The organism is Sphingomonas yabuuchiae, assembly GCF_014199595.1.
In the GTDB taxonomy this organism is placed as follows: Bacteria; Pseudomonadota; Alphaproteobacteria; order Sphingomonadales; family Sphingomonadaceae; genus Sphingomonas; species Sphingomonas yabuuchiae.
In genome coordinates, this window is sequence record NZ_JACHNX010000012.1 from 1 (window position 1) to 24,962 (window position 24,962).

The 24,962-nt window shown below is 65.0% G+C and carries 21 protein-coding genes and 1 riboswitch; of the genes, 9 read left to right on the top strand and 12 right to left on the bottom strand.

All coding sequences use genetic code 11. The features are described 5' to 3' along the window. Positions 1 to 162 precede the first annotated feature (162 nt). The 4 genes from GGQ89_RS13980 to GGQ89_RS13995 all read right to left on the bottom strand — a co-directional run bounded on the left by GGQ89_RS13980 (position 163) and on the right by GGQ89_RS13995 (position 4,005). A complete protein-coding gene (locus GGQ89_RS13980) occupies positions 163 to 645 on the bottom strand; it encodes a c-type cytochrome (RefSeq protein ID WP_007406258.1) in 483 nt (160 codons plus the stop codon). Positions 646 to 659: 14 nt separating this feature from the next. Continuing rightward, positions 660 to 1,895: a molybdopterin-dependent oxidoreductase gene (locus GGQ89_RS13985; RefSeq protein WP_007406293.1), complete on the bottom strand. Its 1,236-nt coding sequence runs from the start codon at positions 1,893 to 1,895 to the stop codon at positions 660 to 662. A gap of 89 nt (positions 1,896 to 1,984) precedes the next feature. Next, positions 1,985 to 3,136, bottom strand: a complete 1,152-nt coding sequence (locus GGQ89_RS13990; protein ID WP_007406242.1) for a TDT family transporter — start codon at positions 3,134 to 3,136, stop codon at positions 1,985 to 1,987. Continuing rightward, the gene (locus tag GGQ89_RS13995) at positions 3,133 to 4,005 is read right to left on the bottom strand and encodes a LysR family transcriptional regulator (RefSeq protein WP_007406272.1); all 873 of its coding nucleotides are present in this window, start codon (positions 4,003 to 4,005) and stop codon (positions 3,133 to 3,135) included. The genes GGQ89_RS13990 and GGQ89_RS13995 overlap by 4 nt, the downstream gene beginning before the upstream one ends. Positions 4,006 to 4,151: 146 nt before the next feature. Between GGQ89_RS13995 and GGQ89_RS14000 the strand changes: the two genes are divergently transcribed. Both GGQ89_RS14000 and GGQ89_RS14005 read left to right on the top strand, forming a co-directional pair. Further along, positions 4,152 to 5,219, top strand: a complete 1,068-nt coding sequence (locus tag GGQ89_RS14000; RefSeq protein ID WP_043061557.1) for a molybdopterin-dependent oxidoreductase — start codon at positions 4,152 to 4,154, stop codon at positions 5,217 to 5,219. Next, entirely contained in the window at positions 5,216 to 5,728 is a 513-nt protein-coding gene (locus GGQ89_RS14005) for an MgtC/SapB family protein (protein ID WP_007406274.1), read from the top strand. Before GGQ89_RS14000 ends, GGQ89_RS14005 begins: the two co-directional genes overlap by 4 nt. A gap of 51 nt (positions 5,729 to 5,779) precedes the next feature. Here the strand turns inward: GGQ89_RS14005 and GGQ89_RS14010 are convergent, their stop codons facing one another. Genes GGQ89_RS14010 through GGQ89_RS14025 form a run of 4 tightly spaced genes read right to left on the bottom strand, consistent with a single transcriptional unit; the run spans position 5,780 to position 8,882 of the window. Beyond that, positions 5,780 to 6,550 (bottom strand): anti-sigma factor family protein, encoded by a 771-nt coding sequence (locus GGQ89_RS14010; protein WP_007406229.1) that lies wholly within the window; start codon positions 6,548 to 6,550, stop codon positions 5,780 to 5,782. Next, positions 6,547 to 7,056, bottom strand: coding sequence for an RNA polymerase sigma factor (locus GGQ89_RS14015; RefSeq protein WP_007406239.1), 510 nt, complete (start codon positions 7,054 to 7,056; stop codon positions 6,547 to 6,549). Before GGQ89_RS14015 ends, GGQ89_RS14010 begins: the two co-directional genes overlap by 4 nt. A 1-nt stretch (position 7,057) precedes the next feature. Then, complete coding sequence (locus GGQ89_RS14020; RefSeq protein ID WP_043061556.1) at positions 7,058 to 8,497, bottom strand: YncE family protein; 1,440 nt, start codon at positions 8,495 to 8,497, stop codon at positions 7,058 to 7,060. Between the two features lies 1 nt (position 8,498). Next, entirely contained in the window at positions 8,499 to 8,882 is a 384-nt protein-coding gene (locus GGQ89_RS14025; RefSeq protein WP_093667159.1) for a DUF305 domain-containing protein, read from the bottom strand. 145 nt (positions 8,883 to 9,027) lie between these two features. Next, positions 9,028 to 9,104, top strand: a riboswitch (Fluoride riboswitch). 23 nt (positions 9,105 to 9,127) lie between these two features. Between GGQ89_RS14025 and GGQ89_RS14030 the strand changes: the two genes are divergently transcribed. Continuing rightward, a complete protein-coding gene (locus GGQ89_RS14030; RefSeq protein WP_116462976.1) occupies positions 9,128 to 10,486 on the top strand; it encodes a voltage-gated chloride channel family protein in 1,359 nt (452 codons plus the stop codon). Continuing rightward, entirely contained in the window at positions 10,443 to 10,895 is a 453-nt protein-coding gene (locus GGQ89_RS14035) for a DUF190 domain-containing protein (protein ID WP_240456350.1), read from the top strand. Before GGQ89_RS14030 ends, GGQ89_RS14035 begins: the two co-directional genes overlap by 44 nt. Before the next feature lie 356 nt (positions 10,896 to 11,251). Here the strand turns inward: GGQ89_RS14035 and GGQ89_RS14040 are convergent, their stop codons facing one another. Beyond that, complete coding sequence (locus tag GGQ89_RS14040) at positions 11,252 to 15,469, bottom strand: strawberry notch family protein (protein ID WP_184106166.1); 4,218 nt, start codon at positions 15,467 to 15,469, stop codon at positions 11,252 to 11,254. A gap of 203 nt (positions 15,470 to 15,672) precedes the next feature. On the opposite strand from GGQ89_RS14040, the gene GGQ89_RS14045 reads away from it, so the two are divergent. The 5 genes from GGQ89_RS14045 (at position 15,673) to GGQ89_RS14065 (ending at position 22,872) form a co-directional block, all read left to right on the top strand. Next, complete coding sequence (locus GGQ89_RS14045; protein ID WP_174521628.1) at positions 15,673 to 16,434, top strand: ImuA family protein; 762 nt, start codon at positions 15,673 to 15,675, stop codon at positions 16,432 to 16,434. Then, a complete protein-coding gene (locus tag GGQ89_RS14050) occupies positions 16,349 to 18,133 on the top strand; it encodes a DNA polymerase Y family protein (RefSeq protein ID WP_241768968.1) in 1,785 nt (594 codons plus the stop codon). Before GGQ89_RS14045 ends, GGQ89_RS14050 begins: the two co-directional genes overlap by 86 nt. Next, positions 18,130 to 21,408 carry an error-prone DNA polymerase gene (locus GGQ89_RS14055; RefSeq protein ID WP_116462973.1) on the top strand — a complete coding sequence of 1,093 codons (3,279 nt, stop codon included), beginning with the start codon at positions 18,130 to 18,132 and terminating at the stop codon, positions 21,406 to 21,408. Before GGQ89_RS14050 ends, GGQ89_RS14055 begins: the two co-directional genes overlap by 4 nt. Before the next feature lie 34 nt (positions 21,409 to 21,442). Then, complete coding sequence (locus GGQ89_RS14060; protein WP_241768967.1) at positions 21,443 to 21,700, top strand: hypothetical protein; 258 nt, start codon at positions 21,443 to 21,445, stop codon at positions 21,698 to 21,700. Positions 21,701 to 21,936: 236 nt separating this feature from the next. Beyond that, positions 21,937 to 22,872, top strand: coding sequence for a zinc-dependent alcohol dehydrogenase family protein (locus GGQ89_RS14065; protein ID WP_133178099.1), 936 nt, complete (start codon positions 21,937 to 21,939; stop codon positions 22,870 to 22,872). 121 nt (positions 22,873 to 22,993) lie between these two features. Here GGQ89_RS14065 and GGQ89_RS14070 read toward each other — a convergent pair whose 3' ends face one another. The 3 genes from GGQ89_RS14070 to GGQ89_RS14080 form a co-directional block, all read right to left on the bottom strand. Continuing rightward, on the bottom strand, positions 22,994 to 23,914 hold the full coding sequence (locus GGQ89_RS14070; protein ID WP_240456351.1) for a DUF7146 domain-containing protein: 921 nt from the start codon (positions 23,912 to 23,914) through the stop codon (positions 22,994 to 22,996). Positions 23,915 to 24,052: 138 nt separating this feature from the next. Next, on the bottom strand, positions 24,053 to 24,514 hold the full coding sequence (locus GGQ89_RS14075; RefSeq protein WP_244955794.1) for a hypothetical protein: 462 nt from the start codon (positions 24,512 to 24,514) through the stop codon (positions 24,053 to 24,055). Between the two features lie 105 nt (positions 24,515 to 24,619). Beyond that, positions 24,620 to 24,943 (bottom strand): single-stranded DNA-binding protein, encoded by a 324-nt coding sequence (locus GGQ89_RS14080; RefSeq protein ID WP_043061535.1) that lies wholly within the window; start codon positions 24,941 to 24,943, stop codon positions 24,620 to 24,622. Positions 24,944 to 24,962: the final 19 nt, after the last annotated feature.

A 24,962-nucleotide genomic window follows, 5' to 3' on the forward strand; every position in this document is an offset into this window, starting at 1 on the left:
CACTGCCTCCGTCATGACTCGTCTCCGCTGCTAACAAATCCATCATCAGCATCTCAGATTCGAGCCTCCAAGGCTCCGGCAGTCATGGGGTCTAACGCCACGTCAGCGCGCCGTTTAGCGTCCCAATTGGGATGGTATTTCGGGATTATGGAAGTAGATCGGTTAGCCGGTTCCACCTGAGACATCAGGAGCCACTTTGGGGTCCGGGTCCTGCGCCTTGCCGGTCGCGGGTGCCACCTTCTGGCTCGGCATAGCGGTGAGATAAGCAACGATCGCATCGACGTCCTTCTCGGCCACTGGCGCCTTATACACCTCACGCATCTTGGTGACGGTCGCCTTCCACTGATCCGCCGATAGCGCAGGCTGGGTCAGCGCCATGCTGGCTGAGTGGCACGAGGTGCAATTGGCATTGATGACGTCGGCGTGCGGACCGTCGGGGTAGGTCGCGTCGTCGGCCGGCAGGTCGACGCTGGTCGAGGCAAGCGAGAAGCCGCGCGCTGACACGCTGGCGGCCGGCGCCGGCTCAGACATCTCGGAGATCGGAACGGGCGCCTTGCGGCTGCTCGGCGCGCCGATCGAGACGAGGATGATGCCGGTCAGGCCGATCAGGCCAGCAGCCATCATGCCGGGAGACGGAGTCTTCATGATTTGCTCGCTCCTCAGGCCGCGATGATGGTGGTGGTTTCAATGTTGCCGCGCATGAACCCGCCGGGATTCCAGATCGGCTTCATCGGCTGAGCGACACCGTTGGTGTTCCAGCAGCGCACCATGATGGGGTTAGGCCCGCGTCTCAGCGGCACCCGCCCGTCCCAGCGCCGGAAGCTGTACCTGCCCTCGTCCGCTCCGAGCGTCGTCCTGTACCAGGTGCGGCCACCGTCCGACGACACATCGACCTTGGCGACGCCGCAATCGCCGCCCATTGCGATGCCGCCGACCGGGATCGACGCTTCATAGGCGATCGCCTGACCATCGGGCAGGCTGGTCATCCAGCTACGCGGGATCATGCGATTGATCGGTACGGTCGGGAAGTCCTTGGCACCGGGCGCGACATTCGCGCCGGGTGTCGCGGGGATCTTGTAGGCCTTGGCCATCCAATACTGGTCGTCAGGGCCGGGCAGTACCTCGATCGCGTTCAGCATCTTGACCCAATAGGTCGAGTACCAGCCCGGCACGATCAGCCGGCAGGGAAAGCCGTTGAGGAGCGGCAGTTGCTCGCCGTTCATGCCGAAGGCGATCATGACCTCGCCGTCGCGGGCATGGTCGATGTCGAGTGCCTTCTCGAAGTCAGGAGCGCCCGCCACGACCGGCTGATCGAGAGCGCCGAAGCGCACCTGCACCGCGCCTGCCTTGACCCCGGCGAGGTCGAGCACGTCGCGCAGGCGAACGCCGAGCCACTTGGCGTTGCCCATCGCGCCATTGCCCCATTGCGCGCCGGCGACGCGCGGCTGGAACAGCCCGCGGCTGTTGCCCGAGCACTGGTTCACCGCCGCCATCTCGACCCGTGGAAGGCGCAGCAGCTGAGCGAGGCTGATCGACAGCGGCCGATTGACGTGGCCGAAGACGTTGAGGCGGAAACTTTCGACGTCGATCGAGGTCGGTATGTCGGCCCAGTGCCAGCGGACGAAGAACTGGTCGTTGGGCGTGAACACCGACTTGTCGAAGACCTCCATCGGCGTCTCCAGCAAGGGTGGATGGACGCGCTGGAGGATCATGCTGCCCTTGCCGGGAAAGGCGCTGGTCATCGGCCGCTCGGCATTGCCGCCGGGCAGCTTCAGGTCGACGAGCTGCTGCGCCAGTGCCGGCGCGGCGGCAAGGCCGGCGGTGCCGAGCGCGGCATGGCTGAGGAAGCGGCGACGGCTGGTCTCACTCGCCAGCCCGGCGTCGAAATTGTCCATGACAAGGCTCTCCTGTGGCCAGTCACGCTGGCGGATCGAAGGGGCATTCTGCAAGTGATCGGACCGACTGATCCGATCATCATGGCGGATCAGTTCGGGGTGGCGATGCAGGGCGAGACGAACAGGTTGCCCCGCCATGCACCGGCTAGCGTCTTGGCACCGACCAGCAGCCACATCGCCGCGAGCGCAACCGTCAGCACCGTGCCGACGATACCGAAAAACATAAGGTTCAGCGTCGTGCCGAGGCGGAAGGTGGCGACGGTGTAGACGCCGAGCGGGAAGGTGTAGCCCCACCAGCCGAGGTTGAACGGCACGCCCGCGCGCCAGTAGCGGATGGTGATAAGCGTCGCGAGCGCCAGCCACCACAGGCCGAAACCCCAAAGGCAGAGCCCGGCGACAACGCCGATCCCCTGCGCGACGGTGCCGACGCCGGCTAGCCCGTGCGCGGTGAGGATCGCCGGCGCATCCGCGCCGAGCACCAGCATGCCCAGAGCACCCGTGCCGATCGGCCCCAGCGCCAGCCAGGAAGATGCCGCCATGCTTTCATGCGGCAACTTGTGGAGTGCCATGCGCAGGATGAGGATGGCGAGGATGCCAAACGCGACCGGCACCGAATAGGCCCACAGCACATAGGAGGTCGCGAGCGTCACTATCTGCGCGTGGGGATCGGTTAGATGCGGCGCGAGCAGCCCGCCGCTGGCGCCCGCCACTTCGGCAGCGACGACCGGCAGCAGCCATACGGCGGTCATGCCGTCCAGGCTGTGCTCGTGGCGGGTAAACATCAGGTAGGGGATCAGCACGCCGCAGGCGAGCGACATGGCGACGTCGATCCACCACAGGATATGCGCGACCGGCACGATGCCATTTCCGAACCGCGCGATGCCGAAGGCGAGACAGCCGTTGATGATCGTCGCCAGCCCCATCGGAATGGTCCCGATGAACATCGACACGGTGTTGTGCCCGAAGATGCGCCGCGCCTCGTGCCCGAACATCACCCAGCGCGCGCCATAGAGGCCGGCGAACAGCGCGAAGAGCGCGATATTGAAGAACCACAACACCTCGCCGACAGGTTTAAGCGAAGGCCCGATGCCGGGCACCTGCGGCAGCGCGAGGGCAAGGATGCCCGTGCCCATCGTCGCGGCGAACCAGTTGGGCGTGAACTGGCGGATCATCTCGCGGGGGTGATCGAGCCGGCTGAGCGGCTTGAGGCCGCTGAGAACGGAGTGCGTGTCGGCAGTCATGCGACCTGCTCCTTGATGAGATCCGTCAGCGCGTCGGCCGCGCGGGTGCGATAGCGTTCCTTGTGGCGCAGCGCGTGAAAGGCGCGGTCGGGCAGCCCGAGCGGCAGCTCGACGAGATCGCCAGCCTTGAGCGCGCGCGCGACGACCAATCGCGACAAGACGGCAACGCCGGCACCGGCCTCAACGGCGGTGCGCACCGCCTCGTTGGACGGCAGCGTCATCGCTATCGTCAGCTGGGCCGGATCAAACCCGCGCGTTCGCAGCACGTCCTCGAAAGTCGAGCGCGTACCCGATCCCTGCTCACGGACGATCCAGCGTGTAGTGCGCAGCCAGGCCTCGTCGATGCGTTCGGCTTCCTCGCGGCCGACCAGCACCATTGGGTCATGCCCGACATTCCAGTGGGCAAGCGCCGGTTCGTCCACCTCGCCCTCGACAAAGCCGAGTTCCGCCGCGCCGCTCAACACCTGCGCTGCCGCGCCTTCGGTGTTGTCGATCGCCAGCTCGACCGCGATCTGTGGGTGGCGTTCGTGGAAGGCGGCGAGCTTTGCCGGCAACCAATAGCTCGCGATCGTCTGGCTGGCGACGATCCGCAACGAACCACGCGCGAGCCCGGCATAGTCCGCGAGCATCGTCTCGGCATGCGCTGCCCGCCCCAGCACCGCGCGCGCTTCCTCCAGAAAGCCGCGGCCTGCCTCGGTAAGCTGGATGCCACGCCCGACGCGGTGGAACAGCGGAACGCCGTAGCGCGCTTCGAGGGCCGCAACCGCCCCGGAGGCAGCAGACTGCGTGACGTTCAGCGCCTCCGCTGCCTTGGTGACGTGTTCGCGCTCCGCGACACCGACGAATATTCTGAGCTGCTCCAAAGTCATGCATCATATATCGCGTACTTAGATCGATACGACCAACCGTTTGATATGGTCATTCCAATCTGGATATCGGAATGGTCGGCAGCCTTTCGTCTGCGATGGTCTCGAAGACTTGAAGCGTTACGCGTGCCCGCGACGTTTGATCGTCCATGACCGATATGATCGAGCGCAGTTCTGATCCCTACAATGCCAAGCCGACGCCCGGTGCGTTGATCGAGCGGTTTCTGACGCCGCAGGCGCTGTTCTACGTGCGCAGCCACGGGCCGGTGCCGGATCTGCCCGCCAATCATCGGATCGAGGTGAGCGGGAGGGGCATGGCGAGCCGCTTCTTCTCGGTGCAGGAACTGAAGAGCACGTTTGCCACGCGCACGGTAACGGCGGTTCTCCAGTGCGCCGGCAACCGGCGTACCGATCTCCAGCAGGTCGCCAACACCTCCGGCGATCCGTGGGACGTAGGCGCGATCGGCAATGCGGAGTGGACCGGCGTACGCTTGGCCGATGTGCTCGATGCGGTCGGCGCGCCGGATGCGTCCGAGCTGTTCGTGGCGTTCACCGGCGCGGACGAGGTGGACGTGGAGGGTGAAGAAGCCTTGTTCGGGGTATCGATCGCCATGAGCAAGGCGCGGGAGCCCGACGTACTCCTCGCCTGGGCGATGAATGGCGAGCCGCTGACGCCCGAACATGGCGCCCCGCTCCGCATGGTGGTGCCTGGCTATGCCGGGGTCCGCAGCGCCAAATGGCTGACACGGATCGAGGTGCGTGAAACGCCCTCCGAGGCACCGATCCAGGCGCACGACTACAAGCTCTTCCCCGCCGCTGTGACGAGCGACACCGTCGACTGGAGCCAGGGTCTGACGATCAATGCCATGCCGCTCAACGCCGCGATCTGCTCGCCCGGTGCGGGCGAGAGTTTGGCCGCCGGAGAGGTGCGGATTGAGGGATATGCCATTGCCTATGACCGCCGTATTTCTCGGATCGAAGTGTCGGTGAACGGCGGTCGCGACTGGCAACAGGCGACCTTCGCCGATGATCCGGAGACGCGCTGGGGCTGGCGGCGCTGGATCCTTGACGCCACACTTGCCAAGGGACGCCAGCACCTTGTCGCCCGTGCCTTCGACGAGACCGGGCAGGGACAGCCCGAGCGGCCGGATACGATGTGGAATTTCGCCGGCTATCTGTGCACCGCCTGGCATCACGTTCACGTGCTGGTCGAATGATCGAAGCATCAGCGGCACCGGACGTCGCTTTCTGGATCGATGCGATTGGCCGGCTGGTGGTGGCGACCGCGGCCGGGATGGTGCTCGGCTGGGAACGCTCGCGTGAGAACCGGCAGATCATGGGCCTGCGGACGCTGGGTCTGGTCGGTCTGGCGAGTTGCATCGCCGTTCAGGCGATCGTGCATAGTGGCTTGCCGAACGTGAACGCCGATGCCGCAGGACGGGCGATGCAGGGCATTCTGTCCGGCGTCGGCTTCATCGGTGCCGGTGCGGTGCTGCGGGTCGGCCAGGGTCAGGAAGTGCATGGATTGGCGACCGCCGCGTGCATCTGGGTGACAGCCACGATCGGCGCGGCAGCAGGGTTGGCGGTGTGGCCGCTCATCATCGGCGGGGTGAGCCTTGCAATGCTCGTCCTGTTCGTCGGCGCGCCGCTGGAACGCCGCATCCGCGAGCGAGCCCGTCTGACGCCGGCCGAGACCGACAGGAAGGATGTCGAGCGCAAGCCGTGATCGCGCTGGACCGCCCGGTGCCCGTCGGCGCCGGGAGGCGGCAAGGCGCTATCAGGACACAAGCGCGGCATCTGCCTGACGCCGGACTTCATCGGCGATCGGATGCAGTTCGGCCGCGGGTCGCTCGCCCACCACACTATAGCCGATCCCGTCGACCGCCCATGTGACCCGGCCCATGGTCCCGCTGGACGTGCTGGTCATGCTCGCGGTCTTGTCGATCTGCATGGGCCTCGTCAGCACTGCAAGTTTCGACGCTTGCGGTCCGTCGTAGAGGAGCAGTGCCGCAGGGCCGTGGGGCGTCGCGACCAGTCGCCCCCCGCCATAGCGATAGCCGGCCGTGCTGAGGTCCGGGATCGTGACGCGCTCACCCAATCGAGCGGAGGTCCATCGGATCAGCATGGCGCGCTGGTCGGGGCCGATCTCCGCCGGTCGTATCCGGTCGGCGGCATAGACACGGAAATTATCACTCGCCTCGTTGGCCAGCGCCGCGATGCCCGCGCGGGGTTCGCCGCTCCACCGCGCGCTCGACCAGCCACCGCCAAACCCCAACGCCAGCAGAAGTGACGCGGCGATGGCGAGCTGCCAACGCGGTTGCCGTTGCCGTCCCCTGATCGCTGCCACGCGCATCGTCGCCGGGATCGGTTCATCCGCGACGGGGGCGAACAGGGATGCAAGGGCTCGCGCCTGCTCCGCCTGCTCTCGCACACGGGCATGCACGTCCGGCTGGCCTTCAAGATAGGCGTCGACCAGGCGCTGCCGCTCGGGCGACAGCCTGCCATCGATCCATGCGGCCAGATCGTCCTCGCCGATCGGGCTGGTCATTGCACGCTCCTCAATCGCGGCCGTTCACCCTCCCGGAGGAGGGTCGCCAGACGGTCGCGCCCCCGCGATATGCGCGACATTACCGTGCCCAGCGGCACGCCGACTACGGCAGCGACCTCCGCATAGGGCAGGCCCTCGACCGAGACCAGGAGCAGCACCGTTCGCTGTTCTTCAGGCAACGCATCAAGCGCGCGCAGCAGGTCGCGGTGGTGCAGGCCTGTGTCCTGATCGGCCGGGCGGCCGAGCGCGGCGTCGTCCACGAGGTGGAGCGGAACCGCCGTACCTCGCCGGCTATGCTGCCGCTGATGATCGACCAACAAATTGTGCAGGATCGCATAGACCCACGGGCGGACCTCCGCACCCCGTCGCTGTCGCCAGCGCCCGACCGCGCGCTCCAGGCAATCCTGCACCACGTCATCCGCCATCACCCGGTCGCGCAACCACGACCGGGCATAGCGGCGCAGCCCGGGGATCAGCGGTTCGATCGCGGCGGCAAGCGGGTCCATCTCAGTCGCGCTGCACCTGCACGATGCGCCCCGGCGCGCCGTTCACCACCTCCGCAACCGCCAGAAAGCGCCGGGGTGTCGCGGTCCTGCCCTGAACGATCTGGCGGATCGGACCCGATGCGTTGACGATCGCCGCACCTGCCGGGTTGCTCATGAAGTTCGCAAGCGGCTCTACAGCGCCGCTGCCGTCCGCATTGGCGGTCAGTACGAGCATGTAAGGCTTCTTGGGCTGCAAACCGGTAACGGCACTCTGCACGACCTGAATGATGCCCTGGTCGAAGAGGGTGATGCTGCTTGCCGTACCTTTGCCGCCAATCGGCCCCATGGTCAGATGCAGCGCCTTGCCCGCTGTGCCGAGCGGCTGGAGATTGTCGGTGCCGGGGCCTGTCGGAACTGCGTTCGACACATAGGCGATCGCCTGCGGTGCCTGTCCGACCGGCACGGTAGCGACGACCGTGTTGCCGGCAGTGTCGATCGCGGCCAGCTCATCGGAATTCTCTAGCCCGACATAAACGCGCCGGCCGTCGCCCGATGGCCAAACACCGTGCGGCATCTTGCCGACCGGAATTGTTGCCACCGGCGTGAAGTCGGACGTGCGGAACACCTTGACCACATTCTCTCCGCCGACCGTCACATACGCGAACTGCCCCTTGGCCGTGCGGGCGAAATTGACATGGTTCGTGATAGGCCCGGTATCCAGCACCTTCAGGATCGCGAAGGGTGGCCGAGCATCGAATGCGACCGTCTTGCCGATGTCCTTCAGCGTAAACCACACTTGCTTGCCGTCCGGCGTCGCGGCGATGTTGGGGCAGAAGGGGCTTGGCTGCGCCACCTGTCCGACCTGCGCGTGGGTCGCGACATCGAACACAGCCAATACCGGATTGAACGAAGAGCAGACATAGCCGTACCGGCCATCGGGAGAGAAGATCGTCATGCCCGGACCACCGGGCGTCTTGATGCGCCCCGTCTCCTTGTACGTCGTGGGGTCGAGCACGGCGATATAATCCTCGCCGCGGACCGTGACCCACACCTCCTTGCCGTCCGGCGTGAAGAACGCCTCGTGCGGACTGCGCCCGACATAGGTCGTGTGCTTGACGGTGTTGGTGGCGGTGTCGATCCACGACACGGCGTTCGATCCGATCGACACGACCGCCAAGGTCTTCCCGTCCGGCGAGAAGCCCAGGCCGTGAACCAGCACCTGTCCCTTGTAGAGCGGGGAGAAGTTCATCGGCTGGGGATCGCCGAGTTTGATGACGCCGAGCAGCCGGTTGTCGGCCGGGTCGGTCACCGACACCGTGTTGGAGAATTGTTCAGACGCATAGACGCGGTCGCGGTGGCTGACGGGCATGTCCTTAGCGTTCCACGGCGCCTGCTGGGCCATGGCGAGGCCCGGTGCGGCGCTCATCAGCAAGGCGGCCGAGCGCAGGATGGTCCGGATCATGTCAGTGCTCCATAGGGCTATGGTGGTCGCCGCCCTGCGTCGGGGCTGGCGTCGAAGGCGGTAGCGGCTGGCCGATCGCCAGCTTCATGGCGGCGATCTCCTGCTGCTGATCGATGATGATTTCCTGCGCGATGCGCTTGAGCTGCTCGTTATGGCCGTAGCGCAGCTCCGCCACCGCCATATCGATGGCACCCTGATGATGCGGAAGCATCATCGCCACGAAGTCGCGGTCGACGTCACCGGACGGCTTGACCATCATGCCCGCCATCATCCGGTCCATCGCGACAGACATCATGGTAGCGTAGCCATCGGCGGGGGCGGCCGCGACTGCGCCGGTAAGTAGGGCCGAAGCCGTCAGACCCAGCATCCAATCTCGTCTACGCATAAGCCTCCAGCGCATCGGTCTCGAAAGCGTAGACGATGCTCGTCGGGGTTTATTCCGTGGCCAAAGCCATTTTATCGGTCCTCACCAAAACGATAGTCTCATGCTTCTGCGGTTGGTTGACCGGGTCGCGGTCGGACAGCATATGCGCAGGCACGGCGATGGATTTCCGCCGGGCCATTCGGTCGAACCGCCCTCGCAAGGGCCGATGATTCCTACCAGGCGCCGCAAGGCAGCAAGGAGGAATCGTGCGCGCGACATTTCGCAATCTCTATGACCAGTTCAACATGGCAGCGTTCATTCGCGATCGCCGCACCCATGCCACGTCGGTACTGCGGTGGGCTTTGATCCTGGTCCCGATGGCCGCAGCGGTGGGAACGCTCTGCGCGGCCTTCCTGCGGAGCCTCGACGCCGTAACCCGGCTTCGCTTCGCCTTTCCCTGGCTGCTCTACCTGCTGCCGATCGGCGGGTTCGTGGTCGGACTGCTCTACCATCTGACAGGGCGCTTGGTCGAAGGCGGCAACAACCTCATCGTCGAGCAAATCCACGAACCGGGGGGCGGCGTGCCGCTGCGCATGGCTCCGCTCATCTTCTTCGGCACGGTCGTGACACATCTGTTCGGGGGATCGGCGGGACGTGAAGGCACCGCCGTGCAGTTGGGCGGCAGTCTTGCCAGCGGGTTTGGACGCGCGCTCAGATTGGATGCGGAAGCGACACGCACCCTCCTTATGACCGGGATCGCGGCTGGGTTCGGCGCGGTCTTCGGGACGCCGATTGCGGGCGCGGTCTTTGCACTGGAGGTGCTGGCGATCGGTCGGGTCGAGTATCGCGCGCTGGTGCCATGCCTGGTCGCGGCGCTGGTCGGTGACTGGACCTGTCTTGCCTGGGGCATTCATCACGGCGTCTACCATGTCGATGCGCTGGTGCCGGTCGACGCGCTGCTCGTCGCCAAGGCCGGTGTCGCCGGCATTGCCTTCGGTCTGACCGGGCTGACCTTTGCCGAGGCCAATCACGCGCTGGGCGGATGGTTGAAGCGCGTGATCCCCTATGGCCCACTACGACCCGTTATCGGCGGGCTGGCCGTGATTGCGCTGGTCTGGCTGCTCGGAACCCGCGACTATCTTGGCCTGGGTACGCTCGCCGCGACACCGGACAGCCTGACCATCGCCAGCTTCTTTGGTCCCGATACGCACTCGTGGAGCTGGGCGCTGAAGCTGCTCTTTACCGTCGTGACCCTGAGCGCGGGCTTCAAGGGGGGCGAGGTCACGCCGCTGTTCTTTATCGGCGCGGCGCTCGGCAATGCGCTCGCGCCGATGTTCGGAGTACCGTCGGGGCTATTCGCAGCGATCGGCTTCGTCGCGCTGTTCGCGGGCGCGGCCAACACACCGCTGGCTTGCACGTTCATGGGGATCGAGTTGTTCGGCGCGGCCTATACGGTGCCGATCGCAGTCGCGTGCTTCGTCGCCTACCTCTGCTCAGGCCACAACGGCATCTACCTGTCGCAGCGCGTCGCTGTGCCAAAGGTACCTGCCGCACACCTCACACCCGACGCGACCCTGCGCGATGCCCGCACGCACCGCGCTTCTCGCCGGCGCACGCGCGCCTGATCCTGTTTCCTGTCGAAAGCCCGTCATGCCCAATCGTTTCACCGTCCATCACCGCGAAGTCGGGATGCTGCGCATCTATCTGAAACCGTCCGACAAGATCGGCCCGCGTCGCTTCTGGGGGGCAAAGCCGCTCTATCGCGAGCTGATTCGCACCGCGAAGGCGGACGGCATCATCAACGCCGTCGCGCAAAATACCCATTACGGCTTCAGCAATCACGAACCGATCCGGGAGAACGGCTCGGAAATTGCCGATCCGCATCTGACGATCTGTGTCGAACTGGTCGGCGATCGCGATCAGCTCGACCTCTTCTGTCGCCGGTATGGAGATCTGATCGGCGACAAGGTGATCGTCTACAAACGACTGGAGCATTGGACTATCACGCGCAAAACTGAGCTAACCAGAGCCTGATCGGCGTTCCCGTAAAGGAAGGTTGATCGAGAATGACGGTGTACCCCGTGCAGTTTGATCAGTGCTACTGCGGTAGGCTTTCCCAAATTCTGTTCCCGGTTGCCTTTTCCCGGAATGGCGCCGGACCAACGGGGAAACGGGACGCTTGAGCCTGTCGGAACGCACCTGATTCCCGGTGCCAAATAGCAGTTTTAAGACAACTGTTCGCGCCCCTCGCGATCTCGACACGACAATCCATGCCGGATGGCCAATATGCGCGACAGTCAACCCGGCCGGGTTTTCCGATAGGCGAAGCGCCGTTTCGTGCTCGTTCTATGTTATGCCCCCAATGAGTGACGCCGGGGCCGTGCGGGTGATCAAACGGCGATCCGCTCGATCACGGCACTGGCCGCCCGGACAGGAATGAACAGGCGGGTCTTGTGCTGAATGATCTCGGTGAAACACCCGGCCGCCTTCAACTCCCCGAGGCGCGAATATGGCCAGTCGAGCAGTTCGAGCCGATGCTCACCTGCCACCAGGCTGCGCTTCAGCCTGTAGCTGCCAAGCGTCGCCATCTCGCCGGTGCCCAGCACGTGTTTGGCGGTATCCTCCCCTGAGACAACGATCGCTGCCTCGATCCCGAAAGCGGCGGCAAGTTTCGGGACGACCGGCGCAGGCACCAGACGTCCGAGGAACGACTGGCCATCGTCGGTGGTGATACGCCAGACCTGGACATGGTCGTCCGGAAGGCGGTCCCAAACAGGCAGGAGCAGGCCGGCCACCAGATAGATGGTGCTGGTGCGGGTTTTGCCGCGCAGATCGTCGACCTCGGCTGACCAAAGCGTCGAGAACTCTTCCTCGCTTGCTTCCTCCCACATGGTCTCGAGCAGCAGGTCCTGGCGCATCCGCTCGGTTCGGGTCGGCCGGATGAGTTCGAAGCGGCGGACAATTTCGCCGTCATCATCGGTGAGGGAAAAGGTGGTGCAGCGGATGGCCGCCTTGCCGGACTTCCGATTGACCATCGGCCGCGCATCGTCGCCGAGGCGGCGCAATGCCTGTTCCAGGGAGATAGGCTTGTAGCGTTCCTCTGTTTCGAGGCGCAGGATCTCGGTTTCGGCTCCGCTGACCGGATCGCGCCTGATCACCGTTCGATCGAGAATGGTAATTCGCTCGGCGTTGATGGTCTCGACGCCGACGTCGAGCGTCCCAGCCTCCCGAGCCGCTTCAACCCGGGCTTCGATCAGGCCGAGATATTCGTCGAAGATGGCGTTCTGAAGAGCGACGCGCAGTGCCAAGATGCGATTGAGCCAGCGCTGGATGGGGGGTAGATCCTCCCTCAATCCGCCACCTTCACCTTCGAGTTCGAGCCCGGTCAACTGCTGGAACGTGGCGAAGGTGATCGAGCGAAGCTTGCCCTCGGCGAGCAAGCGAAACCATGTCTCGAGCGCCTCTCGTGCATAGTCGCTCTCGAGGTTATCGCGCGGATCGAAAAGTCCTTGCCCCCCCGTTTGGCGTTGGCCGCGGGTCAGTGCACCAAGGCTGTCGAGCCGTCGCGCGATCGTCGAAATGAACCGGCGTTCGCCTCGACAATCGGTGGACACCGGTCGGAAAAGCGGTGCCGCTGCCTGGTGGGTCCGGTGGGTTCGACCGAGGCCCTGGATCGCCGCATCGGCACGCCAGCCCGGCTCGAGGAGATAATGGATACGCCGGGACTGGTTCTCGGCTGAAAGGCTCGCGTGGTACGAGCGACCGGTGCCGCCTGCATCCGAGAATATCAGAATCTTCTTCGCACCACGCATGAAGGCGTCCGTTTCGGCGAGATTGGTGCGCGCTGAACGGTTCTCAATTCGCTGCCGACCACCGACGTCAACGATGATGCGCCGACTACGGCCGGTGACCTCGGCGACGGCGTCGGGGCCGAAATGACCGATGATATGGTCGAGGGCGGACTCGACGATCGGCAGCGCACCGACCTGCTCGACCAGGGTGTCGCGCATCTCGAGCGCCTCCTGGCTCAACACCGGATGACCCGCTTCGTCGCACATCGGCTCCGACCGGGTCTTGCCGGTGTCATCGACGAAGGTCTTCATCTGACGAACGGGGAAGGCCGCGATTAGATAGTCCATCAGAAACTCGCGGGGTGAGAGTTCGATGTCGAGATTGCCGCGTTCCTGTGAGCCGAGCCCGGCCAGTGCGCGATTGAGCATCGCTTCCGATGTCGAGACAAGTTGGACCACCACACTGTCACCGCGCGCCAGATCGGTGCGCATGGCGGGAATGAGGGCGGGGAGCTTCATGCCGATCAGAAGCTGGCCGAAGAAGCGCTGCTTCGTGGATTCGAAGATCGACAGCGCGGCCGCCTTTGCACCCCCGTTATACGTGTCCTTCGAAAAGCTGTCGGTGACCCGCGTTGCGTCCAGTGCGGCACGAAGATTGGCGTGGATGATCGCCCAGGCATCGGCATAGGCGTCGTATACGGCGATCTGATCGTCGGTGAGCTGATGCTCGAGGATGTCGTACTCCACGCCCGCGAAGCTCAGCGCGCGTGCCGTGTACAGCCCCTGCATCTTGAGGTCGCGCGCGATCAGCTCGAGGGCCGCCATACCGCCGCGCCGCAAGCTTTCAACGAAGGCGCGGCGATCCGCGAAGGCGGTACCTTGACCCCACAGGCCGAGGCGGGTCGCATAGGCAAGATTGTTCACATCGGAGGCACCGGTGGCCGAGACGTAGAGGACTCGCGCGCGTGGAAGGAGGTTCTGCAGCCGCACGCCTGCGATGCCTTGATCCGATCCGTCCTTCGTGCCGAACCGGCCTTCGCCTCCAGCTACACCGGCCATCTCGTGTGCTTCGTCGAAGACGAGCATACCTTCGAAGCTATCACCCGCCCAGTCGAGGATCTGCTGGAGGCGACTGCCCTTATCGCCGCGGCTCGATCGCAGCGTCGCATAGGTGAGAAAGAGGACGCCCTCTCCGGCGCCGATGGCCGTACCGAGCTTCCATTGGTTGAGATGCTGGATGTCGAGTGCGAGTCCTCCCACCGCGGTCCAGTCCCGTCGCGCGTCCTCAAGGAGCGTTTCGGTCTTCGAGATCCAGACGTGCCGGCGATGACCGCGGAGCCAATGATCGAGGATGATAGACGCGACTTGCCGACCCTTTCCCGCCCCGGTTCCATCGGCGAGGAAGAAGCCCGTCCGATACGGGCGACCTTCATCGTCCGGAATCAGGGTCAGGCCTTCCTCGCCGGGATGAAATCGGCCGGGAAGGTCGCGCTGAAAGGCGTCACCAGCGTAGATCAGCGTCTCGAGCTGCGCGTCCGACAGGACCTGGCTTTCGAGAATGGCGACGGGAAGGTTCGGCGCATAATGCGGTTGCGGTGCGGTGATCGACCCCATTGCGATCGATTCCACCAAGGCGGTTGGATGCTGCGCGGCGTCCTCAATCACAATGCGGCTTGGTCGATAGGGAAGGTAGACGCCAGCGGCTTCGCCTACCGGTGCCGGATCGTCGAGCACCGCATAGGAGATGTCCCGCATCACGGCAGAGGGCGTAGGGCGGGCAAGTGGCGTCGCCAGCCGGGGACGAGCCGCAAGAGCACCGAGCAACGACGACGGCCTGGGAACCGGCGATGAAGGCGCCGCGACCCGTGTAGGCGCTGGGAAGGCCACGATATGTCCGAGGGCATCGCTGAGGGTGGAGCAACGGATCAGCTCTGCTTCTCCTGAGCGCCCCTTCTCGAGGACCATGATCTTCACAGCCTGACCCGTACCGTGCTTCGCATAGGCATTGGGGGGCAGCGCAAGATGCAACGTCAGTGCGCAGCCCTCCGTCGCCCTTTTCCAGGCTCGACTTGACGTATCGACCCGTTCGGGGAGATCGGCCGCACACCGTCCGCCAACAGAAAGCCGGGACAATGTCGAGCGGAGATGTCGGAAGGCCGCGAGCGGATCGGCATGGCGCCCCAGGCTCCGCGAAAACGGCGGATTGATCAGGGCCGCAGTGGGCCGGATGACCGGGTCGAGAAAGTCGTGGATCAGCTCGGCGTCATGCGTGGTGACGGTCGTGTCGGGAAAAGCGGCGCACAACATCGCAGCGCGGGTCGCGTCGAGTTCGTTGAGGACAAGGCGTGCGCCGGCCCGGTGAGCGAAGGTTGCCAGAAGCCCGGTACCGGCGGAGGGCTCGAGGACGAGATCGTCGGACCCGATGCGCGCGGCAAGGGCCGCCAGAAAGGCCAGCGGCGCGGGCGTTGAGAATTGCTGGAGCTCGATCTGCTCTTCGCTGCGCACACTATGGGTCGGCAGGTTGGACACCAGCCCGTTGAGCTCCGCGAGGCAGGCCGCAGGCCCTGCGGGCAAGTCCGCGGTCGCGAGGTAAAGGACCTGGGCCAGTTCCAGCACGTCATAGGCGTCGCGCAGTGACCAGCGACCGTCGGCTGAGGACGTGCCGTGCGCCTGTTCCATAAGCCACAGCAACGACTCCCGCTTTACCGGGTCTTTCCTGGCGATGATCACGGCGAGCGCCCTGGCGGCCGTGATCGATGGCGCGGCAAACTCCAGCTCGGAAGCATCGAGGAGGCGGGCTGCGGGTAGGTGGCGCATCGAGGTTACTCCGTTCTTCCGTCCGGTGTTCATCACCGGATCGACACGCCGGAGGCGGCCTCCCCTCTTGTCGGCCTGGCGAGAATCGACCGGCGAGCTCGGGTTTGATCGCACACGACCCGTCCCATGCCGCCGCACGGAATCGTCTTGACGCGAATGCCAACTTTACGGAACATAAAGGGAACACACTGAGTCTAGCTGATATGTCCGCCGCCCTTCATCCTGCCGTCCCCGGCATTGACCATTTGCGCAGGATCGCTTCGCCGGCGACCGACTTCAGGGTCATGCCGTTTGGCATCGCGGCGCTCGACGCACGGCTGGGGGGAGGGGGCTTACGGGCGGGGGCGTTGCACGAAGCTACGCCGCGCAGCCCCTCGCTCGCCGATGATGCGGCCGCAACGCTCTTCCTCGCCGGCATCGCCGCGCGGGAAGCGATCGCCACAGGCGGTCTGGTGTTATGGGTGAGCTGCCGCACTGATCTCTACGCGCCGGCGCTGGAGCAAGCGGGGCTGCCGGCCGCAAGCGTGATCTATGCCCAGCCAAGGGACGATACCGCGCTCCTGGCGGTGGTCGAGGACGCGGTGCGTGACGGCACGCCGTGTGCGATCGTCGCCGAGGCGAGCAAGGTTTCAATGGTCGCGACGCGACGCTTGCAGCTCGTCGCGGGTGATGCCGACATACCCATTCTTCTCCTTCGCCGCGCGCGCCGTCTCGGCCAGGAAGTCTTCAACGAGCCGTCCGCAGCCTGGACGCGCTGGCGCATCGGGTCCGTTTCGTCCCAGCGCCTCGCGGTCGCGGGGGTGGGTCGTCCGCGTTGTTCGCTGGAGTGCAGCCGCCAACGTGGTGGCGAGAGCTTCACCATGATCGTGGAGGGCAGCGATGAGACGGGTCGTCTCGCTGTTCCTGCCGACCTTAGCCATCGATCGGCTGAGGCGGCTGGAACGGTCCGCTCTGCAGCAGCCTGAACGGTCTGTCCTCGAGGTGCCGATCGACGACGATCCGGGGGACTGTTCGGTGCCCCGGGGCGGCGGATGGCGTCCGGGCGCCCGGTGGGCGCGGCAAGGGCTGCCGACGCGGGCTGTTGTTGAGGCACAGATCGCAGCGCTTCCAACGCATGCGCGTCCCCCCGTACGCGAACTCGGTCGCCGGTCGGAGGCGGCCAGCCATCCGTTTAAGGCCATGGTGCAGGCTGCTCCGACATCGCCCCATCCCCTCCCATTGCTGGGGCACGCGCCGCTGGCGTTGGTAGGCAAGGTCGGGCGGCGAGAAGACATCGTCGCCGCGTGCGATGGGGCGCGCGCCCTGGGCGTGTATCCGGGCATGGCGGCGACCCACGCACGCGCGCTCGTATCGGACCTCGACGTCCGCCCGGCTGATCCGGAGGCGGATAGCGCGTTGCTCGATCGCCTGGCCTTGCTCGCCGTACGACGCTGGTCGCCGGTCGCAGCGGCGACGCCGAACGACGGGATCTGGATCGATCTTTCCGGTTGCGCGCATCTGCATGGCGGCGAGGAGCTGTTCTGCCGCCGTCTTCATGCCTTCTGCCGACGGGCGGGCTTCTCCGCACGGATCGCGGTCGCCGATACGGGTGGAGCGGCGCATGCCCTGGCAAGATACGGACGCGGCGAGATCATACGGGCACCCTCGGGCGCGACCGCGGATGCATTAGCGCCGCTGCCGGTTGCCGCCTTGCGGCTTGCGCCCTCCGCGCTCCGTGCGTGTCGACGCTTCGGCTTCGATACGATTGCAGATCTCCTGCCCGTGGCTCGGGGACCACTCGCCAGGCGCCTCGGGCTGCCAGCGATCGTTCGGCTCGATCAGGCGTTGGGTGCCGTAGCGGAGCCGATCACGCCCCGCGAGGATGCCGAGGTTCCTGGCGTTGAATGCCGGTTGCTCGAGCCGATCGGTACCGCTGAGGCGATTGAGCAGGTGATGGGCGATCTGCTGCGGGATCTTGCCCGTGTTCTGCAAGCGCGAGGGCTGGGCGCGCGGTCGCTGCGGTTCGCCGGCCTGCGGGTCGATGGATCCGAACAGATCGTCGGCGTGGGGACTTCGCGACCCACGCGAGAAGTTTCCCACTTGCTTCGCCTGCTGAAGCTCAGGATCGAGCGGATCGATCCGGGCTTGGGTTTCGAGCAGTTTCGGCTCGTAGCGCCGCACACCGAACCGCTTGACGCGGTGGATCTGGGCGCCGTGCTGGTCGACGACCGACAGAAGCGCGATCCAGCGCGCCTCGTCGACGTGATCGCGGGCCGGATCGGTGCCCAGGCCGTCTACCGCGCAGCCCCACGCGAAAGCCACGTGCCCGAGCGCGCCGTGATCCGATCCGACCCCATCGCTCTGCCGGGCGCATGGCCGGCATGGAAGCGGCCCATCCGGCTCTTTGCTCGACCCGAACCCCTCGGCCGGGTCATCGCGCTGATGCCGGACCAACCTCCGCGCCGCTTCGAATGGCGAGGGCGCGTGCATCGGATCGTCGCCGGCGATGGTCCCGAACGGGTGCATGGCGAATGGTGGCGGCGTGACGCCGAGGTCTGGGCGATCCGTGACTATTACCGGGTCGAGGATGAGGAGGGCGGCCGGTTCTGGGTATTCCGGCGCGGCGACGGCTTCGAGGACAACACCGGCGATCTGTCGTGGTGGATGCATGGGGTCTTTGGATGACCCATTACGTCGAGTTGCAGGTCCTCACGCATTTCTCGCTATTGCGCGGTGCATCGTCTGCCGAGGAATTATTCTCTGCCGCAGCATTGCTCGGATATCCCGCGATCGGGGTAAGCGATATCGGGACCGTGGCCGGCGTGGTCCGGGCCTGGGAGGCGCAGAAAGCGACCGGCGTTCGCCTGATTGCGGGCACCCGGGTCGATCTGTCCTGCGGCCGACGCCTCCTGCTCTATCCGACGGATCGACCAGCTTGGTCGCGGATCACGCGGCTCCTGACGGTCGGCAAGAAGCGGGCAGGGAAGGGCGCATGTCTGCTGCACTGGCATGATCTTGCGCCATGGTCCGACGCCGTCATCGCGATCCTGTTACCGCACGAGGCGGACGAGGAGAACCTTGAGGCGCTGGCCGACCTCAAGGCGGTCTTCGGGCAGCGGGGTTATATGGCGCTGTTCCAGCGGCGTCGGCCAGGTGATGCGGTTCGCATCGACGCGCTCGCGCGACAGGCAGGTGGTGCGGGCATACGCGCGGTCGTCACCGGCGACGTCCTTTATCACGCTCCGGAAGCGCGGCTGCTGCAGGATGTCGTCACCGCCGTCCGAGAGAAGTGCTCCGTCGACGAACTGGGCTATCGACGCGAGGTCAACGCCGATCGCGCGCTCAAATCGCCCGACGAAATGGTACGCAGGTTCCAGGATTATCCGGACGCGTTGCAGGCGAGCGTCGACATCGCCCGGATGTGCACCTTCGACCTCGGCGAACTGGCATATCAATATCCGCACGAGCGGGTCATTGAGGGACTGACTGCACAACAGGCGCTCGAGCAACTCGCGACCGAAGCGGTCGAGGGCATGTTCGACGGAAACGTGCCCAAGTCCTATCGCGACCAGATCGCACACGAGCTGCGGCTGATCGGCGAACTCGGCTATGCGCCCTACTTCCTGACGGTCCATTCGATCGTGCGTGAGGCCCGCCGGCGTGGGATCCTGTGCCAAGGGCGCGGCTCGGCTGCCAATTCGTGCGTCTGCTTCGTGCTCGGGGTCACGTCGATCGATCCGATCAAGCATGAACTGCTCTTCGAACGCTTCGTATCGGGCGAACGGCGCGAGCCCCCCGATATCGACATCGATTTTGAGCATGAACGGCGCGAGGAGATCATCCAGTGGATCTACGAAACCTATGGGCGTGACAGGGCAGCGCTGACCGCGGTCGTCACTCGTTACCGGGCGCGCGGCGCGGTACGCGATGTCGGCAAGGCGATGGGCTTGCCCGAGGATCTCACCTCCTCCTTGGCAGGCCTGGTCTGGGGGTGGTCCGCCGAAGGGGTCGGCGAGAAGCAGGTCGACGAGCTCAACCTCGACATCGGTGATCGCCGGCTGCGTCTCACACTCGATCTTGCGCGCAAGCTGATCGGTGTACCGCGTCACATGAGCCAGCATCCAGGCGGTTTCGTCCTGACCCATGATCGTCTCGACGACCTCGTTCCCATCGAACCAGCGGCGATGGAGGACCGCCAGATCATCGAATGGGACAAGGACGATATCGACAGCCTCAAGTTCATGAAGGTCGACGTGCTTGGGCTCGGCATGCTCGGTTGCATGAACCGCGCCTTTGACATGCTCGAGGCGGACAAGGGCCTGCATGTGGAGCTGAAGGATCTGCAGGACGACGATCCGGGCGTCTACGCCATGATCCAGAAGGCCGATACGCTCGGGACATTCCAGATCGAGAGCCGCGCCCAGATGAGCATGCTGCCGCGCATGAAGCCGCGGCGCTTCTACGATCTGGTCATCCAGGTCGCGATCGTAAGGCCCGGGCCGATCCAGGGCGATATGGTCCATCCCTATCTCCGCCGACGGGAGGGTCTTGAGCGCCCCGAGTATCCACGCCCTGAGCTGCGCGCCGTTCTCGAAAAGACGCTTGGCGTTCCACTCTTTCAGGAACAAGCCATGAAGGTTGCGATCGTCGGCGCCGGGTTCACGCCGGCTGAGGCGGACGCGCTGCGCCGTGCGATGGCGACGTTCAAGTTCACCGGCGGTGTCAGCCATTTCAGCGAGAAACTGGTGGAAGGCATGGTTGCCCGAGGGTATCCACGGGACTTCGCGGAGCGTACCTTTCGTCAGCTCGAGGGCTTCGGTTCCTACGGCTTTCCTGAGAGCCATGCCGCGAGCTTTGCCAAGATCTCCTATGCGTCGTCGTGGATGAAGCATCATCATCCGGACGTTTTTTGCGCCAGCTTGATGAACGCGCAGCCGATGGGCTTTTACGCGCCGGCTCAGATCGTGCGCGACGCGCGCGAGCACGGCGTCGAGGTTCGGCCGCCTTGCGTCAATGCGAGCCGCTGGGACTGTACGCTGGAGCCGACCGGGAGCCGATATCTGGCCGTCCGGCTCGGACTGAGGGTGATCCGCGGTTTGTCCAACGCCGATGGGGCCAAGATCGTCGCAGCTCGGGCAACCGCCTCGTACGACAGCGTGGAGGACGTCTGGCGCCGATCGGGGGCGCAACGCGCCTCGATCGAGAAGCTGGCCGACGGCGACGCCTTCCACGCGTTCGGCGCCGATCGGCGGCAAGGGCTGTGGAAGGTGAGGGGGCTGGGGGAGGCGCCGCTGCCCCTCTTCGCGGCCGCCGATCGTGCGGCTGTTGCCGGCAGCGTCGAGGGTATCGAGCCTGCGGTAGCGCTGCGCCCACTCACCGACGGGCGCGAGGTCATCGAGGACTATCGCAATCTGCAACTGTCGCTTCGCGCACATCCCCTAAGCTTCGTGCGCGACGAGCTGTCCCGACAAGGCGTGCGCTCTTGTGCCGACCTGAGCACCATCCGTGATGGCCGCCACGTCGAGGTGGCGGGCATCATCCTTGTCCGGCAGAAGCCGGGCAGCGCCAAAGGCGTGCTGTTCATCACCATCGAGGATGAAACCGGCATCGCCAACGGGATCCTGTGGCCGGATCGTTTCGAGGCGCAGCATCGCACAGTGATGTCGGCGTCGATGGTCGGGTTGAAAGGGCGCGTGCAGCGCGAAGGCGAGGTGATCCACGTGATCTGCGATCGGATCGTCGAGTACGGGGACCTGCTGATGAAGGTCGGCGACATGTCGTTCCCGCCTCGGACCGGTCGCGGAGACGCCGCGCAGCATCCAGGATCTCCCGATCGCGGAGAACCCGGTCATGACGCCGACCGGTGGAAGCCAGAACCGCGCGACTGCTATTGGCCGCCGCATGCCGACGGCAGGGATCCGGAACAGGTCGTGCGCTTCAAGTCGCACGACTTTCATTGATCCGATGGCGAGCTTGCCACGTCACCAGCGAGTCGTGATCGCGCTCTCCGTCCATATCCTCCGCGCGGGCGTCGCGCGCTGTTCGGAAGGACGCGTCGATGGCATCGAGGTACGGCTCGCGTTGCGATGTCTGCTGCCGCATTGTCCGGAGCCCTGGCCGCTGTCGTTATACTGGGATGCTGCGGCACAGGAGAACGAGATCGGCCGGGCACAGGGCGTAACCGCTGCATTCAATGGCATCGTCCGACAGCTGCGCAAGGCGGGCCGATACGATGAGAACGGCTTTTTGTAAGAGCGGCGTCGGCAGCCGGTGCGGAAGGGGATTTTGGACTCGATAGCTCGATGCAGCATACCAGCATGCGATCCAGCGAACCGGGATCTGGTGATAGGATGATCAAAATCGTCCGATTTCGACCATCCTAACACCGGTCCTCGAACCGCGCACGCTGTCGCTCGCCCGAGCCAGGAGTATGATAGGTGCCGCGAAGGCAACGGTGTGGGCGCCTACACAATACAAGGAAGAAGCTTGTGACGCAGCCACCGCTGCGAATGATCGCGCATCGCTTTGGCATTCCGATGGAGGTGCTCGCGTGCGAACCGCTCGGCAGACCGCCGGTAGCGTACGGCGAGGTTCTCGTGCGCATGACGGCAACGCCGATCAATCCATCCGACCTGATCCCCGTTGCCGGTGCCTATGCTGCGCGAACGTCGCTTCCGTTCGTGCCAGGCTATGAGGGGACGGGAACGATCGAAGAGGTCGGCGACAATGTCGATCCCGGGCTAATCGGTCGGCGCGTGTTACCCTTGGGCAGTGCGGGATGCTGGCAGACGTTGAAGGTCCTGCCGGCCGACTGGTGCATCCTGGTGCCGGACGATGTCGACGATGACGAGGCCGCGACCGCCTATATCAATCCCCTGACCGCCCTACTGATGGTGCGTAGGATGGCCCCGCAGCCAGGAGACGCGGTCGGAATCACCGCCGCCGCGTCGGCAATCGGTCGCATCCTGATCCGCATGATCGCATCGACGAGGGCGCACGCGGTTGCCATCGTGCGCTCGCAGTCGGCGGCCGAAAGCCTCCGCTGCGAACCTGCTGAGGTGGTCTGGAGCGATACGCCAATGCCCAGGCTCAATGGAGCCATGGACGCGGTTGGCGGCCGCGCGGGATGCGATCTGGCGGCCGCGGTCGTGCCGGGCGGCCAGATGCTGCATTATGGTTTGATGTCAGGGAAGCCGCTGGCCGGGACGGGCGCCACCACAGCACAATACTTCAGACTGCGGGATATCGTTCATGCCATATCGAGAGCGCAGCTCGACGAATTGATGTCTGTTGTATTTGACGAGATACGGGTCGGCCGTGCCGCGATCTCGATCGCTGCCCGCTACCCCCTGGCGGAAATCGGTCTTGCGCTCACGCACGATGCCCGTGTCGGACGAAGCGGCAAAATCCTGCTCTGCCCGTGAGAGAGGGACGGGGATGGGGCGGCGAGCGAAGCCGCGCCATCTTCCGACGATGCATCACCCCGCCGTTAATTGCGAGCGACCGCGCAGTGCCGCTCTGCGGCAATCGGTCCCTCGTCCTGCGTCATCGTCGGGCGAATGAGTCTCTAACGCGCTTGGCGCGCCAGGCATCGTTCCAGTCGTTGTGAACATCGGGCACATGTGCCACAAGTTCACGGCGGTGACGGGACAGGTGCTCGCGTGCCTTCTCAAGGAGCCGCGCTGCCGCCGGCCCGCGATCGGCATAGACGATGATCCTGCGCACTTTTTCGGGGATAGCGACGAATGCGAGCCGTTCCACGCCGCCCAGCGCCCAGGTCGGCGTACCGAACCAGTGCATCGCAGACAGTGCGTCCTCAATGCCTTCGGCGAGACCAAGTTCGTCCGTCGCGGGTGCAAGCCTGATGGCGCCGGTACCTAGGAGTCCGAGCGCAACTTTGGGCTTCGGGATTGGCTTGTGAAGGATGTCGACCGGATCGAGGAAGGTCCGCTGCACCGCGATCACGCCCAGGTCACTTTCTACGGCTGCGATCAATGCGGGCATGACCCGCTTGTCGGAGCCAGAGCCAAGCACGGTCTTCGGATTGAACCGTAAGCTTCGCGGATAGGGTCCGGTCAGTCCGCGGGCGCGCAAATACGTCTCGGCCAGCGTTCCGACGACCGGCTTGCTCGCGTGCCACAATCGAACCGCAAGCGCACTCATGTCGCGCCGCGGTTCCTTGGCAGGCATGTCGAGCGGCGCGCGATCATGAAGGCGTTGCCGCTGCAGCGCCTTGAGCACCTCGGCGGTGGTGCACCCGGCGAAGCAGTGGAACAGGATGGCGCTATCGCCAAGCCTGACCGAGAGGCTGGGCGACACATCGTCATGTGCTGGGCATCGGCATTCGCCACGGGTGCCGCGCCATACCCCGCCAAGGCGCTCGACGATCGTCTTTGCGCGGACTTCAGCGTCGAGCGGCAGTCTAGGCATCGGCCGAGCTCCGGCATCGTGCTGGACTGCGATCATTTCCTGACACTCCGGTAACTTCGAACCGCAGGGTCATCGTCGCCCTCGCCTCTGGACGGCGAGCGAAGAGCCAAAGACTGAAAGGAACTGATCTCGTGCGCGCGCGGCGTCGCCGCATGAACGCCCTTGGGCGGCTAGCTAACCGTAACGTCCTGTGAAGAGGTCGCCGAGCGCGCGGCGTCGAAAGGCGTTCCACCACCGACGGCGACGATGTTCTGGCGCATCGTGGATCATGTGGCAGCGCGGACAGAGGGCGGCGAGGTTTCGCCAACGCGGACCGCTGAAACTCGGATCGTGATTGAGATGCGCTGTGGCCAGGTAGACCGGTCTGCGCGTGATGCAGATCGCGTCTAGAGCAACAAAAGCGGGAGGCCGTCGCAACACGCGGCCGCGTCCATCCCGCCAGGAACGCCCGTCTGCGTCCCACCAGACCCCTTTCGCATCCTTGAGCTGAGCAACGTGTCGGCCATGCGGCCGTCCGCAATGTTCGCAACGACCACTTGCACGTTCGAAGCGTACGATCCGGCTGATCTCGGGCCAGTCGATCGGATAAAGCCAGCGATGTTCCGGACGGATCGGCATGCGACGATTCTGAATCATGCGCACCGAGAACGAAAGGAGAAAATGCGGCGAATGATCTGCCGATCCCGGCATACCGAGTTTGAAAGGGCGTGACGACCGCCAGCCGATCGCTTGGCCAGAGCCTCACACCTGTTCGCCGGTACTTTTGGCCAGAACCGAAAAGGTGTCGGCGATGAGCTCTGTTCGGTAGCCTGTATCATTGGTGTCGCCATGCTGCCCCTCGCGCACGCGTCCTGTGATATGGACAAGATCACCGACGCCGGCAACCTCCAGTTGGTTGGTCAGGTTCGAGAAACACACGACGCTATTCCATAGGGTATCCTGCTTCCATTCGTCGCCATCACGTCGGTTGTAATTTGCTGCAACGTTCACGAACGTGACCTTTTCTCGCCTGTTGATCTTGCCGACACGCCCGATGATGCGGAATTCAGCGATATTCTGGGGCATGATGCTCTTCTCCAGTGAC